The sequence below is a fragment of the Alteromonas sp. AWJ4_197 genome (assembly GCF_056160285.1).
On the sequence record NZ_JBSWWW010000008.1, the window covers coordinates 45,166 to 59,411 of the forward strand.

Annotated in this window: 13 protein-coding genes; 10 read left to right on the forward strand and 3 right to left on the reverse strand. The window is 48.3% G+C overall.

Annotation, left to right across the window (positions count from 1 at the left end):
- Positions 1-36: 36 nt before the first annotated feature.
- Positions 37-2,355 carry a TonB-dependent receptor gene (locus tag ACXAGC_RS18125; RefSeq protein WP_474846059.1) on the reverse strand — a complete coding sequence of 773 codons (2,319 nt, stop codon included), beginning with the start codon at positions 2,353-2,355 and terminating at the stop codon, positions 37-39.
- A gap of 416 nt (positions 2,356-2,771) precedes the next feature.
- Here ACXAGC_RS18125 and ACXAGC_RS18130 point away from each other — a divergent pair, with 416 nt between their 5' ends.
- The 7 genes from ACXAGC_RS18130 (at position 2,772) to ACXAGC_RS18160 (ending at position 9,619) form a co-directional block, all read left to right on the forward strand.
- Complete coding sequence (locus ACXAGC_RS18130) at positions 2,772-2,966, forward strand: hypothetical protein (protein ID WP_474846061.1); 195 nt, start codon at positions 2,772-2,774, stop codon at positions 2,964-2,966.
- Positions 2,967-3,029: 63 nt separating this feature from the next.
- Complete coding sequence (locus tag ACXAGC_RS18135; RefSeq protein WP_474846063.1) at positions 3,030-4,052, forward strand: LacI family DNA-binding transcriptional regulator; 1,023 nt, start codon at positions 3,030-3,032, stop codon at positions 4,050-4,052.
- On the forward strand, positions 4,049-4,555 hold the full coding sequence (locus tag ACXAGC_RS18140; RefSeq protein ID WP_474846065.1) for a hypothetical protein: 507 nt from the start codon (positions 4,049-4,051) through the stop codon (positions 4,553-4,555). The genes ACXAGC_RS18135 and ACXAGC_RS18140 overlap by 4 nt, the downstream gene beginning before the upstream one ends.
- Before the next feature lie 135 nt (positions 4,556-4,690).
- Entirely contained in the window at positions 4,691-5,224 is a 534-nt protein-coding gene (locus tag ACXAGC_RS18145) for a hypothetical protein (RefSeq protein WP_474846067.1), read from the forward strand.
- Between the two features lie 5 nt (positions 5,225-5,229).
- Positions 5,230-7,017, forward strand: coding sequence for an OmpA family protein (locus tag ACXAGC_RS18150; protein ID WP_474846069.1), 1,788 nt, complete (start codon positions 5,230-5,232; stop codon positions 7,015-7,017).
- Positions 7,014-7,505, forward strand: coding sequence for a Rab family GTPase (locus tag ACXAGC_RS18155; RefSeq protein ID WP_474846071.1), 492 nt, complete (start codon positions 7,014-7,016; stop codon positions 7,503-7,505). Before ACXAGC_RS18150 ends, ACXAGC_RS18155 begins: the two co-directional genes overlap by 4 nt.
- 2 nt (positions 7,506-7,507) lie before the next feature.
- The gene (locus tag ACXAGC_RS18160) at positions 7,508-9,619 is read left to right on the forward strand and encodes a putative bifunctional diguanylate cyclase/phosphodiesterase (protein WP_474846073.1); all 2,112 of its coding nucleotides are present in this window, start codon (positions 7,508-7,510) and stop codon (positions 9,617-9,619) included.
- A 32-nt stretch (positions 9,620-9,651) separates the two neighbouring features.
- On the opposite strand, the gene fghA is transcribed toward ACXAGC_RS18160, so the two are convergent.
- Complete coding sequence (gene fghA / locus ACXAGC_RS18165) at positions 9,652-10,500, reverse strand: S-formylglutathione hydrolase (protein ID WP_474846075.1); 849 nt, start codon at positions 10,498-10,500, stop codon at positions 9,652-9,654.
- Positions 10,501-10,617: 117 nt separating this feature from the next.
- Here fghA and ACXAGC_RS18170 point away from each other — a divergent pair, with 117 nt between their 5' ends.
- The 3 genes from ACXAGC_RS18170 to ACXAGC_RS18180 are packed head-to-tail and all read left to right on the forward strand — an operon-like array spanning position 10,618 to position 13,771.
- Positions 10,618-11,532: an acyltransferase gene (locus ACXAGC_RS18170; RefSeq protein ID WP_474846077.1), complete on the forward strand. Its 915-nt coding sequence runs from the start codon at positions 10,618-10,620 to the stop codon at positions 11,530-11,532.
- Positions 11,529-12,419, forward strand: a complete 891-nt coding sequence (locus tag ACXAGC_RS18175; protein WP_474846079.1) for an acyltransferase — start codon at positions 11,529-11,531, stop codon at positions 12,417-12,419. The genes ACXAGC_RS18170 and ACXAGC_RS18175 overlap by 4 nt, the downstream gene beginning before the upstream one ends.
- Before the next feature lie 2 nt (positions 12,420-12,421).
- On the forward strand, positions 12,422-13,771 hold the full coding sequence (locus ACXAGC_RS18180; protein WP_474846081.1) for a mechanosensitive ion channel family protein: 1,350 nt from the start codon (positions 12,422-12,424) through the stop codon (positions 13,769-13,771).
- A 93-nt stretch (positions 13,772-13,864) separates the two neighbouring features.
- On the opposite strand, the gene ACXAGC_RS18185 is transcribed toward ACXAGC_RS18180, so the two are convergent.
- On the reverse strand, positions 13,865-14,056 hold the full coding sequence (locus tag ACXAGC_RS18185; protein WP_119503482.1) for a hypothetical protein: 192 nt from the start codon (positions 14,054-14,056) through the stop codon (positions 13,865-13,867).
- Positions 14,057-14,246 lie beyond the last annotated feature (190 nt).

A 14,246-nucleotide genomic window follows, 5' to 3' on the forward strand; every position in this document is an offset into this window, starting at 1 on the left:
AAAAAAGGGAGCTGCGGAACAGCCCCCGGTTAGCCATTACTGAAACTTGTACCCGAAGCGGACCCCAACAAGACGGGGATCAGCAAAGGTTGCTGTTCCTGTGTTGAAATCGCCGCTCGGGCCAACGTTTGACAAAGTAATGTTGTTTTCAAGATTCTTGACAAAAGCCTGTGCATACCAGTCTCTGTCAGGACTGTTGTATGTCATGGTCAGGTCTGTTTTGGTAAAGCCGGGCTGGCGGAAATTCGCGCGCAGTGCACTGCTTAATATTTCATACTCTGCACTCCAGCGGGTGTTCAGAGCGAAACTCAGCTCACCACCGCTTTGCATTTCCATGGTGTACTGATAACCGGCAGTAACGGTCCATTCAGGAGAGCGCGACAAACGTTCGCCGGCGAAGCTCACACCGGCTTCCTCATCTAAAATCCACTCATCATAAGAAGCATCAAGTAATGTCACTGCTGCATTAAAACGGTGATTTACATCCGGACGATAGAAAGTATCCAGTTCGGCACCGTTGATGGTGGCTTCTGCCGCATTAGTGGTTACCTGACAAGGGCCGCCACATACATAACTTAACTGCGAAAGCTGCAGATCCTGATAGTCGTAACTAAACACGTTGGCATTAATAGTCATCTTGTTGTTCAGCACGCGGGTTTTGATACCCAGCTCTGTAGACGTCAGCGTTTCCGGGTCATAGTAGACTGCGGCTTCAGGCAGCGGACTGTTACAACCTGTTGCGCCTTCCACACAGCCGTCATTAAATCCGCCGGCTTTGTAGCCTGTGGCAATACTGCCGTAGAGCATGGTGGCATCACTGATGTCGTAATCTACGCCAAGCTTCCAGGTAGTTTTTGAATACTCACGGTCTGCGTAATTAAGCGAATCAGGTAGCGGATTGTCGTCGCTGGCCTGGAAGTTCAGCTCTTCGCCAAGGTTTTTGTGGAAAATCGTGGCACCGGCACGGGACTTTTGATCCTTCGTTGTGCGGATACCGGCAGTCAGGCGTAAGTCATCAGACACGTTGTAAGTCGCCTGACTGAAAAAGCCCAGCGAATCGGCTTTGGTAGGGTTTTGCGGAAAGCCGAAAATATAGCCGTCTTCACCCGGTGTCGGGTTGATCAAACCGATAATGTCGAGACGGATCCCGGACTGTTCTTCAAAATAATACAAACCCGCCTGCGCCAGCCACTTGTCGCTGTTATACGCTATACGGAATTCGTGAGACTGCTGCTCATAAGTACCTGAGAAAGGCCCGTCAACCCAGTAATCGGTTTTGCTTGCCGAATCGCCACCCAGCAATAGAGGTAACATTTCGTCACGGTCAAACTCGCGGTAGCTGCCAAGATAGTTGAAGGTCAGCGCATCGTTTAACAGCCAGGTGAAATCCCCCATCACACCCCAGGTAGAGTTATCTGCATACACATCAGGGAAGTATCCGGCAGCCAGTGTTTGCTGATTATCTGAGCCGCGGTTTACATAGACAGGCGATACTCCCTCGCCGGTTTCTGTCGTCGACGGGTCGGTGAAGGGTGTTTCAAAAAAATTGTGTACCGGTACAGATGCCATATTGTTGCCTTTCATCTGCGAGTAATCACCGCGAACCAGCAAGGTCATATCTTCGGTGAAGTTGAACAACCCTGACAGACGGATTGACCGGTTATCTTTGAAATCGGAGATATCGACAGCCTCAGTACCATCAAATGCTTCGTATTCGACATAGTTGTCGCGTTGATCGATATTCACTGCAGCACGGAAAGACACGCTGTCGTTTACCGGCATATTCACAATGCCGGTGAACTGGCGGGTATTATAATTACCCAGCGTCATATCTGCAGAGGCTTCAAAAAACTCATGGGGTTTGGCCGAAATAACATTTACGAGACCGGCAGTGGTGTTTCGTCCGTAAAGCGTGCCCTGCGGACCACGCAGTACTTCTACGCGATCTATATCGAAGAACGACACTTCCTGCGCCTGAGGTCTGGCAATGTAAATGCCGTCAAGCATAAATGCTGCAGAAGGATCTCCCTTCTCGGTGTTATCCGTACTGGTAACACCACGGATAGTAATTTGAAGTCCGTTGGTCCGGTCAATAGAAACGTTCGGAACCGTTTCTGCGAGCTGTGTAGGGTTGGTTATCCCCTGATCACGCAGTTGTTGCGTGCCTAATACCGACAACGCTACCGGCGTTTTTTCTGCGGCAGTAGCGGTACGGTTCGCTGTAACCATGATTTGTTCGTATTCAGGCTCTTCCTCTGCGGCTGCCGGCGCTTGCTGTGCAAACACCTGGGAATGGAATAAGCCGCCGGCGATAACTAAGCCAAGTGTTATTTTGTTTAATTGTTGTGGTTTCATTGTGTGTCCCTCAATCCTGTAACGGTTGTTTGATTGAGCAACGGCAGGAACGCTGACCGGCAGTTTGACTACCCATAACACTTTGCCGGTTGAAATCACTGCTGTTCTGCGCCCGATATCCGCAGCCAGTGAGCATTTCCCGAGTCGTTGCCCTGAATAAAATACCACCAAAACAGACATCGATGTCAACATTGAAAATAACATTTTTTTAACCAAAAACGATTGAATTAAACATTATTTGTGTGCAATAAATAACAACATATCGCGCCACGACGCTTATACATCGCAGATTATGCAGTATTTTACATTCACATTCATTCTTTAAAAAATACGATTGTAAATTTTTTTAAAGAATTATGACATCGATAGACATTCAACTCCCGGCTAATACCGGAAGCAAGAAATAGGGAGAGTTCATGTTAAACCGCATCTTACTGCTGGCATGTTTGCTGGTCATTCCTGCCGCACAGGCTGATGTACCTGAAACCCTTAAGCAGGATGCTATCTGGTACGGGGTAGCATATTACGATGAGTACATGCCCTACTATCGTCTGATGAAGAAAAGCGTTAAATTTTGCCCTGAATGCGCTTACAATTGCTCAGAACAATAAGAAAAGTGGTCGGGCGCATTGTTTTCCGGGGCATCCCGTACCCTACACGCGGAAGTGCAAAAGATGAGTAAAGCGACAATTGGTGATGTGGCAAAAGCCGCCGGTGTTTCAAAGAAAACGGTCTCCAGGGTGTTAAATAACGAACCCGGTGTGCGCAAAGAAACCCGTGATGCCGTTACCACCGCGATCAAAAAATTAGATTACATTCCTAACCTGAATGCCCGCAGGTTAAGAACCAATCAATCTTATCTGATTGGTGTACTTTATATCGATTATCCTACCAACTTTTACGGCAGCCTCATCCTGAACGGCGCGATAAAAGCCTGCGATAAACTGGGCTACGATTTATTGATACGCCCTTTTGCATCAGAAAATCCCGCAGGTGAAATTACCACTACCTTGCGGCACATGGTTGAACGTTCCAATGTTGACGGATTTATTGTCGTACCACCTTTGTGTGAAGATCAGGCTGTTATCGCAGCACTGGAAGAAACAGGCACGCCTATTGTAAAAATCGCTTCTCTGGACGATATATCCTCGTATTGCCTGCACAGTGATGAGGTAGAAGGAGCGCAACTGGCTGTGGAACACCTGATTAACCTGGGCCACAGCAAAATCGGCTTTCTCAACTACCTGGTAGGCCACGCAGCCGGTAAATGGCGTTACGAGGGCTATCAACAGGCGCTGACAAAATACGGCATCGAAGAAAATCCGGACTGGGTTGCACAGTTTGTATATGGTGAGAACACGTTGGAACAGGCCTGCCGGAAATTACTGTGTCAGGAAAACCGCCCCACCGCTATTTTTACCGCCAACGACGCTTCTGCGGCCGTGGTGTACCGGATTGCCTCCCAGCTGAAATTGCGTATCCCGTATGATCTGAGTGTGGTGGGTTTCGATGACGACCCTGCAGCCCTCAACCTTTGGCCGCCGCTTACCACCATTAAGCAACCTGTTGCCGAACTTGGCTACAATGCGGCGACTATACTGATTGAACAGATCATCCGTCACCAGGCGAAACGGGAATTACCCCTTTCACCTTCCGAACTCGTCGTCCGCAATTCAACCGGGCCGTTGCTGGAGTGAGCACAATCAGACAACAACCTTCGGAACTGGAAAATGCATTAAGCCGTAAGTCCCGCTGTCAGTACCGGCTGATATGGGTTCAGCTATTTACGTTACTGACTCTGGCGGTAGTGTTCGGTTATACCTGGCTGAATTTTGATGATTTGTATGTGCCTTACCGTAGCGCCTACCCCAATCTCAGCACGCTTTTTTCACCTCTTAACATGGTAATAATCACCCTGCTGGTTGCGGTAAACGGATTTGCTGTCTATCAAATCCGCCATGCCCGTGAGCAACTGGCGATCAGCGCTTATGTTTTACTCAATAAAATGGATGAACCGCAACAATCGTCGCATCCAGACTGGCTGAATGCTTTTCTTGCCGCCGCAGGACTTCCAGCAGACTATTCATTTGTTCTGCTTAAGAAAATGAAAATGCGGCATTTTATGACGATGTCCGGCGCTATCAATAAGGCGGTCAGCGAACACAAAGCCGCCTGGATTGCACTCAGCCGCCAATATTGACGTCGTCTGACCGTCTCAAACTTATCCATTAGACCAATATATTGCTACCGGTGGGCGATGCTGCTGGATCAGGTTTTTCTTTCAGGGTACATTTGTACCAGGTAAGGACGCCGCACTGTCAGGAGGAGCGGACAAATGGCAAAAGATAAGAATAATGATGCACCTCAGGCATCAACAGCTGACAAATCAGAATTAGGTCAGCTCCGTGAAATTTTGTTCGGCCAGTCCAGCCGGGATTTTCAGCAGCAACTCGCATCTCTGGATGAAAAACTGGAAAGTAGTTTTTCAGCATTGAATCAAAAACTGGAAAATCATGTGGCTTCGCTGAATAAAACCATTGAAACACAGTTTACTGCACTGTCTGAACAACTCTCAGCCGACAATTCGCAACACCAGCAAGCCCAGGAAAACCTGAAAGGCCTTCACGATACGCTGAAATCTGAGCTTGAGATGGCTGAAGCCGCCGCGCAGGACGACACCAGTAAACTGGAAAGCAAGCTATCCAAAGAAATGGATGCCATGGAAACCTTGTTCAACAAACGTCACGAAGCGCTGTTAGAGCGTTTGCAGCAAGTGACCGAAGAATTGTCTTCCAGCAAAACCGACCGCAAAACCCTGGCAAGCCTGCTGTCTACCATGGCCTCGAATCTTGCCACTGATCAACCCTGACGCCCATGAGCAATTTTGTGCCGCCAACGGATGAGGATGCGCACACAATGGACGACGTCAGGTCGTTAATCATTGGTGGGGATGAAAAATTCGTAGAAAATATTGTCAGACGCAATGCAAAAGGCATGGTGTCTGATGTGGTATCTGAAGCACTGAATGAGCGTGAGAGTCAGGATGGCTCAGTGAACAAAGTGCTGGTCCCCCTGATCGAAAAATCACTGCACCGCTCAGTGGAGGCTAACAGTGATAAAATTGTCGGCGCACTCTACCCTCTTGTCGGCTCGCTGATCAGAAAAGCCGTATCAGCGTTTCTCATCGAATTCATTGAGCGTACAAACACCCTTATTGAACACAGCTTTTCAGCTAAAAGTGTGAAGTGGCGCTTTAAAGCGTGGCGCTCAGGTGTCCCCTATTCTGATTATGTTGCTTCGCAAATTTATCAATATCAGGTGCATCAGGTTCTGGCTATTCACCGTGAAACCGGCACCCTGTTAAATAGTGTCACCAGTCATCCGGGAAATGCGAAAGACGGTGACCTGATTTCTTCCATGCTGGTTGCTATCAGCGATTTTGTCGCTGATGCATTCAGTCAGGATAATCAGGCAGAAGAAACCGAACTGGGAGAAATTAAAACCGACGATTTTACCCTGCTTATTAAGGTCGGTCCCCAGGTGATTCTTGTCGCTGCTGTCAGCGGCCATGTGTCGCCACGCATGCGACATAAACTGCAGGACACTCTGGAAGAGTTTCATCGCTTTTATCAGTCACCACTGCAAAAATACCAGGGCGACAACGGTCCGTTCGCCACCAGCGATGCCATGCTGCAGGAATGCCTGATCAGTGAGCAAAAAACGACGCAGGAAAAGAAAAAACAGGCCGGTGCCGGTGCATTTATTCTCGCCGGACTATTGGTTGTTGCCGGCTATCTGGCATTTTTACGCATCGACCTTGCCATCACGTCATCCACCATCGCTAAGAGTGAGCCTCCGGCCGGCATTGTGATGCTGAACACACAAACAGACGGAAATCAGATTATTCTCTCAGTATTAAGAGATCCGGCTGCCACCGGGGTCGCGCAATGGCTTGCAGGGCTCGACATTGACTCTTCCGTTGTCGATATTAAAGAAACGCCGTTTGAGTCAAAAGATGACCGTCTTATCCCGGCGAAAATACAACAGCTGGCCTCGCGTTTTCCTGCACTGACGTTCACCAACAATGAACAGCCGGCACTGTCCGGCACGATCAGCAGCAGTGACTGGCAACAATTCCTCCGCGCTCTGCACAGCATTGCGGGCATTGAAACCGTATTCCCCGATACCACCAAAGTAGTTCTGGAAGAAAGTACTCCCGTTAATGACGCGTTAGCACTGAATGCTCTGGCCGGGTCTCTGGCAACCACACTGTCAGGTTACACGCTGTTCTTTGACATGAACCAGTCCCGGTGGTCGAAAGAAAATGATGCGACTATTGGCGATATTGCCCAAACCATCATTAACCTGCAAAATATCGCTGAACAATCAGGGCAAACCCTCAGTGTATTTATTCTCGGTGGCAGCGATAATTCGGGTACATCAGTCAAAAATATGCTATTGAGTGAATCACGTGCCCAGTCAGTGAAGCAAGCTCTGACTGAAGCGGGCGTGGAACACTCTGTGCTGCACACCAAAGGTTTGGGACAACTGGATTTAGCCCGCGGCAGTAATAGCCGGATGGTATTCTTTCATGCTCTGTTAACACCTGCAGAGGCTGGTAAAGGGAAGAAAACAGGATCAGAAGAAGGTAACCGTCAGTGATACAAAAAAAGATCTGTCTGCTAGGCCCGACCGGAGTGGGTAAAACCAGCCTGGTAAGACAGTTCGTCGATGGCATTTTTTCAGAGAAATATCTCACAACTATCGGCGTAAAAATCGACAAAAAAGAAGTCTCCGCGGGCGATAAAACGGCCCAGCTTCTTATCTGGGATATTGAAGGCGTTGACCGCTATTGTGGTTTTAATCCACGCTACCTGCGTGGTGCCGCAGCCTTTGTCATTGTGGTTGACCAGACCCGCTCCCAGTCGTTGCTTGAAGGTATGGATATTTATGAGTCGGCGCGGGCAGAATTTCCTGATACGCCGGCCTTTTTTGTCGTCAATAAAGCAGACCTTCCCAGTGAATGGTACTGGAGTGAAGACGAAGTCGCTGAACGGGAGAATTTGTTCAGTGCCGCCATTAAAACCAGCGCCAAAACCGGCGAAAATGTTGAGCGACTCTTTCAGGAGTTAGCGGAACTTACGGTGTAGATATGGACATTTTCCACCTCAATGCACTTGGCATCACGGACTGTGCAATATTTGAGCTGAATGAGCGTGATGAGCTGAATTGCCTCACACCAACGGTGCATTGGGTAACCGACCTTGTGAAGGTCAATGAACTGTCACTGGATATTGAATCCGTTCGCAGTCTGTTTCTCGAAGATTTTCTTATTGATGCCGGCGATTGCTGGTCAACTTCCCTTCCTGCAAATCTGACTTCAGGCTTCTGGACCGAAACCACAGAACATGAATCCCTGCGCCTTGAGGCTATCGCTATCAACGATGGAAAAGGCGGACGATTCCTGGCCATCAAGAACGTCAATAAAGAATTTGCCTACCGCCAGCAATCCCTGCAATCTGCCAGAGAATTACTGCTGACCCACCATGCGGTGATCAGCCAGCAGGATTACCTTACTGAAAAATTACAGAAAGCGCTGAAAGAAGCGCGGGAATGTAAGGGCCAGCAGCAGGCCATACGCCAGACAATTCACCATCTCAGTACAGGCGTGGTGATACTGGACGCTAACAAACAACTGTTTCTGGATAATGGTGTGGCACGGCAGTTTTTCCGTGCACAAAATGCAGATGTCTGTGTTCACCGTTTGTTGCAACTGATAAAAGATGTTCAGCTGGATGAGATGTTTTTATCGACGCTGGAAGAAAGACAAACCGCCTGGCGCGGCGAAGTATTCTGGATGAACTCTCCTGATGGTGGCCGGTGGCTGCAACTTACCATCGCCCCTGTGATGCAGCATATTCATGTTTCTCACTGGGTATTTTTGCTGACCGACATGTCACATATCCAGCACACCAGTCAGTACAGTCCGGTGCAGCTGGACAAAGATTCACTCACTCAAACCCTTTCCCGTCAGGCATTGAAAAAAGAAATGACAGCCTGGGTCGAAAAGGACGAAAACTTTGGCCTGTTTGTCATTGATATCTGTGAATTCAGAAAGGTCAATGAAAGCCTGGGCTACCGCTCCGGCGACGATATTTTAAAGAGTGTGGCAAAGCGTTTACACGGCTTTGTTGGTGAAGAAGGCCGTCTGGCCAGAATTGGCGGCAACGAATTTGCGGTGATGACACCGGTGAGCGCAGGTAATGAGACTGCGTTGTACGATATCGCCAGAGGCATAACCGGTGTTCTCGAACACACCTACCTGTCTTTAGGCAGTATTCAAACCACCTTATCCACCAACATTGGCATGGCGACGTTCCCTGAACATGCCAAATCGCCCGAAGGTTTGATGCAGAACGCCGGCTACGCTCTGCAATTTGCCAAATACGCAGGTAAAAATAAAGTCACACTGTTCCACCCCATGCACAAGCAAAAACAGGTTGAACTGGCCGAAATGGAAGCCGCGTTTGCCAGAGCGATTGCAGAAGATACGCTGGATATTTACCTTCAGCCTATTGTCGACTTATCTTCCGGCAAGCTGCTCAAGTATGAAGCCCTCGCCCGCTGGAAGAGAAACGATGAATATGTGCCGCCGGATGTATTCATTTCGCTGGCGGAACGTTCTGAGCTTATTTTCCCTTTTGGTGAATGGTTGCTGGATAAAGTGTGCAGCACGGCCAGACGAATGATTCGCTATGTGCCTGATGTGCGTATTGCCATGAATATTTCCGGCCGCCAGATCATATCGCAGGATTTCACCGGCAACATTCAGGCAGCGATTAAAAGACACGGTATTTCAGCATCTAACCTGGCCATCGAGATTACTGAAACCTCGTTCATCAACAATTTAAATACTGTTGCAGCGGTGCTGAAAACGTTGCGGAATATGGGTGTTACCATATCGATTGACGATTTTGGTACAGGATTCAGTTCGCTAGTTTACTTAAAACAGTTGCCTCTGGATGAGCTGAAAATTGACCGCTCATTTATCCAGGATGCCATGACCAGTGAAGGCGACAGGGCGATAATCAAAGCCATTTTAGGGCTTGCCGGTAATCTGAATTTGCAGGTGGTGGCTGAAGGTGTGGAAACCGGCGAACAACAACACTTCCTGCTTGATGAACAGTGCGTGTCCGGTCAGGGCTATTTATTCGACCATCCCTTACCGGTAGAAGAGATTGAAAAGCGCTTCGCAGCCGGCTGATCCGCCTGCTGCGAAGAACTGATTATACCTCTTTATAACCCGCCTATGCCCAAATGGCTGGCATGAAATTGCAGGTGTTCTTCGATAAAAGACGCGATGAAGAAATAGCTGTGGTCATAGCCTTCATGCATATTCAGCGTCAGTTGCGTATCACTCTTCTGAGCTGCATTAATTAGCGCCTGAGGCTTTAATTGTTCTTCAAGAAACTGATCGGCACGTCCCTGCTCCACCAGTAACGGAATGTAGTGTTGCTTCTCAGCAAGCAGAATGGCTGCATCATAAGCTTGCCATGCTGATTTATCGTCACCCAGATAGCCGCCCAGCGCCTTTTCACCCCATGGGCAATCTGACGGATTCGCAATCGGACTGAACGCTGATACAGACACATACTGCTGCGGATTACGCAAGCCGATAACCAGTGCGCCATGTCCGCCCATGGAATGCCCGCTGATGGCCTTCTCACGTGTCACCGGCAGGTTTGCTTCAATCAGAGCGGGTAACTCCTGCGTGACATAGTCATACATCTGATAATGTTCATTCCAGGGTGCCTGTGTCGCATTTACATAAAAGCCGGCCCCTTTACCCATGTCATAGGCTTTGTCTGCATCGTCAGGCACATCATCTCCCCTGGGGCTGGTGTCCGGTGCCACAATCGCCATACCCAGCTCAGCAGCCATCTTCATTGCACCGGCTTTCTGCATGAAGTTTTCATCAGTACAGGTTAACCCTGACAGCCAGTATAAAACCGGAACGGGATTTTCTGCGCTGGCAAAAGGCGGCAGATAAACCGCAAAGGTCATTTCACAATTTGTTGTTTTTGCAGCATGGCGGTAACGGCAATGACGTCCACCAAATGCGCGATTTTCACTGATTAATTCCATATTTTTCTCTATTGTGCTGCCAAATTACGTGTAAATCCTTATTTCCCGGTATAGGGTGTATCGGATTTTAGATCAACATCGTTTACACTAAGCACCAAAATTCAGAGGTGAATGACGATGCTTAAAGCTGTTGGCTATCATTTGCGTGGCACTGTGTCAGTGCTGGGCTATTTTTTCAATACGGTTTTCTGGTTTATCCCTATTTTTATACTATCCCTGTTAAAACTGCCACCGGTGCAGTGGTGGCGGCGAATTGTATCTTATCCTCTGGATGCCTGTGCGACAGCATGGATAACCGTTAACAATCTCAACCAGCGTCTGCTCAGCCGCACCCGCTGGTCTGTTAACGGGATCAACAGCCTGGCCCCTGACGACTGGTATCTGGTGATCGCCAATCATCAGTCCTGGGTCGACATTCTGGTATTACAGCGTATTTTTAACCGTAAAATACCGTTTCTCAAATTCTTTCTGAAACAGGAACTTATCTGGGTTCCGGTACTGGGTCTGGCCTGGTGGGCGCTGGATTTTCCGTTTATGCGCCGCTACAGCAAATCGTTTCTGGCGAAAAACCCGCACCTTAAAGGCAAAGATATGGAAACCACCCGTAAAGCCTGCGAGAAGTTTAAGTCGAAGCCGGTAAGCATCATGAATTTTGTAGAAGGCACCCGTTTTACAAAAAGTAAGCATGACAGACAAGCCTCGCCTTTTACCCACCTGCTCAAGCCAAAAGCCGGTGGTGTTGCCTTCGTACTCAGCGCCATGGGCGAACAACTGCACAAGCTGATCGATGTCACTATCGACTACCCTGCAGGCGTACCAAGTTACTGGGATTTCGTGTGCGGTAAAGTAAAAGAAATTCGCGTAAATGTGTCGGTAATGCCTATCAAAGATATTGTGCAGGGCGGATTTTTCAACGACACCTACTTCACTGATCCCGCGCAAAAAGCTCGTTTTCAGCAATGGCTGAATGAACGCTGGCAACAGAAAGACCAGCACCTGGCTGCATTAAACTCAACACAGGCTCCGCTATGAGAAAGTTACTGGCGCCCCTGATATTTGTTATTCACACGCCGTTGCAAATTATCAATCTGGGGTTCTGGGCGTCGATCATTATCAGTTGCGGACTGCTCAAGCTGGTGCTTCCGGTACCGGCCATACGTCATTTGCTGATGGGCTTTATGCATTTTGCTATGCAGTGTTTTGGTTACATCAGTGTGTTACTGATCAAATTGTTTAATCCGGTAAAAGTGATTTACCGCATCGACGGCACATTATCAGTGGAGAACTGGTATCTGCTGATTGCTAATCACTTAAGTTACCTCGATATCATTCTGCTTATCGACTTTTCCCGTAAACGTATTCCGCCGCCCAAGTTCTTTCTTAAACAGGAACTGATTTGGCTGCCTTTCGTCGGTCTGGGCGCATGGGCGCTGGATATGCCGTTTATGAAACGGTATTCGCGGTCTTATCTGGAGAAATATCCTCACAAAAAAGGGCAGGATATTGAAACCACCCGCCGCTCCTGTGAGAAGTATAAAACCTCGCCCACAACGGTCATCAATTTCGTCGAGGGCACACGCTTCACCCGCGCGAAACACCAGCTCAGAAAAAGCCAGTTTGCCCATTTGCTGCCACCAAAAGCCGGGGGAATTGCCTTTACACTTGCTACCATGGGCGATCTTTTTACCAATCTGCTGGATATATCGTTATTGTACCCTGATAACGAAGCCCATCCGATGATGTCCATGCTGAGCGGCCAGATGACCCGCATCATTATAGACGTCAACGTACTGACTGTACCGGTGGAAGCGCAGGGAGATTACTTTGCCGACGATTCATTCCGGATCCGGTTTCAGCACTGGCTGAATGAGTTGTGGACAAATAAAGACAGCAGGATTAATCAGTTACTGGAGCCCTGAACGTGCAGATTGCATCTTCAATCAGAGATACCTTTGTACACACTGTAAAAGACATATTTCCGGACCTCACCACAGATACCCTTTTATACAACACCCTTGCGATCTCCGGCATTCTGCTGGTCGCAGCGGTGTTTTATATTGTCAGTCGTATACTGCTGAAAGTGCAGATCGCCATGCTGGTGAAACGCAGTAAAAACAGCTGGGACGACGCATTACTGAATCACGGTTTCTTCCGGCGGTTAACGCACCTTGTTCCGGCCATTGTGATTTTTCTGCTGACGCCGGTACTTATCAATGAAGAAAACCTGTTACACGGGTTCATGATAAAAACCTCCATGCTGTACATGATGATTACAGCGCTTATCGGCTTATTTGCCCTGCTGAACACGGTTCAGGATGTGTATAACGCATCTTATCTGGCCAAACGGGCATCAATAACCGGCTTCATTCAGGTCGCCAAACTATTCTTCTCAGTCATCGTATTGTTGCTGTGTGTTTCACTGATTGTCGACAAGAACCCGCTGCTGATCATGTCAGGCCTGACTGCACTGGCCGCGGTACTGTTACTCATTTTCCGTGACACCATTTTAGGCTTTGTGGCAGGTATTCAGATTGCAGCGAACCGGATGTTTAACACCGGAGACTGGATCCAAATCACCAAATTTGAGGTGGACGGAGAAATACTGGAAATCGGTCTGACAAATGTGAAAGTGCAGAACTGGGACAAGACCATTTCTACGCTGCCAAGCTATTCACTGACAACAGAAGCGGTCAAGAACTGGCGGGGTATGCAGGAATCGGGAGGACGCAGGATCAAGCGCTCGGTTTACATCGATATTCATTCCATCAAACTTTGCGACAGCAATATGATGGCCCGCTTCAGTAAGATCCGCTACATCTCAGAGTATATCGATAAGAAAGTAAAAGAACTGCAGGCGTACCACAAAGACTATTCCATTGATGAGTCGGACCTGCTGAACAGCCGCCGACTTACCAACATTGGCACTTTCCGCGCATATCTGGAAGCCTATTTACAGAAACACCCCAATATTAATCAGTCACTGACTCTGATGGTAAGACAAATGCCCCCTAACGAGTTAGGGTTACCACTGGAAGTTTACTGCTTCAGTGCGAAGAAAGAGTGGGTTGCCTATGAGAAAGTACAGGCAGATATCTTCGATCATATTATGGCAATGCTGCCCATGTTCGATTTACGGGCTTATCAGCGGGACAGCCATTTAATGCTGGCCAGTCACTATGACGATGCCCCGGAAGCCGTGTATGAAGGCAAAAGGGAATCAAAGGATAACGCGGACGGAGAAGAAAGTTCAGCGGGAGACCGTCCGCAATAGCAGAGACAGTTAAGGCTTGCCGTCACCGGCAAGCCTTAATCAATGGGAATATCTGAAAGGATTTTCCGGCGCAGAGTAAATCTGCCGGAAACATCAGGAAAGGGCGTATGCCATCAGTACGCAAACTACCAGGCCTGACACGCCGAAGAAACCATATTCAATTTTCTCCTGCATACCTTCCGCCCCGGCTTTAGCACTCATGAATCCCATGATAATACTGGACATACCCAGTACAAAAGCAATCAGGCCGGCGCCAAAACCAACAGCACTTATCCACTCACTCATCACATTACCCTTCACTGTTCTTTTCATTTTTAAACCTGCCTGTCATACAGAAGACAAAGTGCAGGTTTTCAGTCTGCTTGTATTATGCAACAAAATCCTGAAAATGCGTAATTAATCATCACTCTGTGCAAGGTCTGTTTGATCCTGGTCAATTGCGCCACTTTATCGGAATTTACACTAATCCACAGAG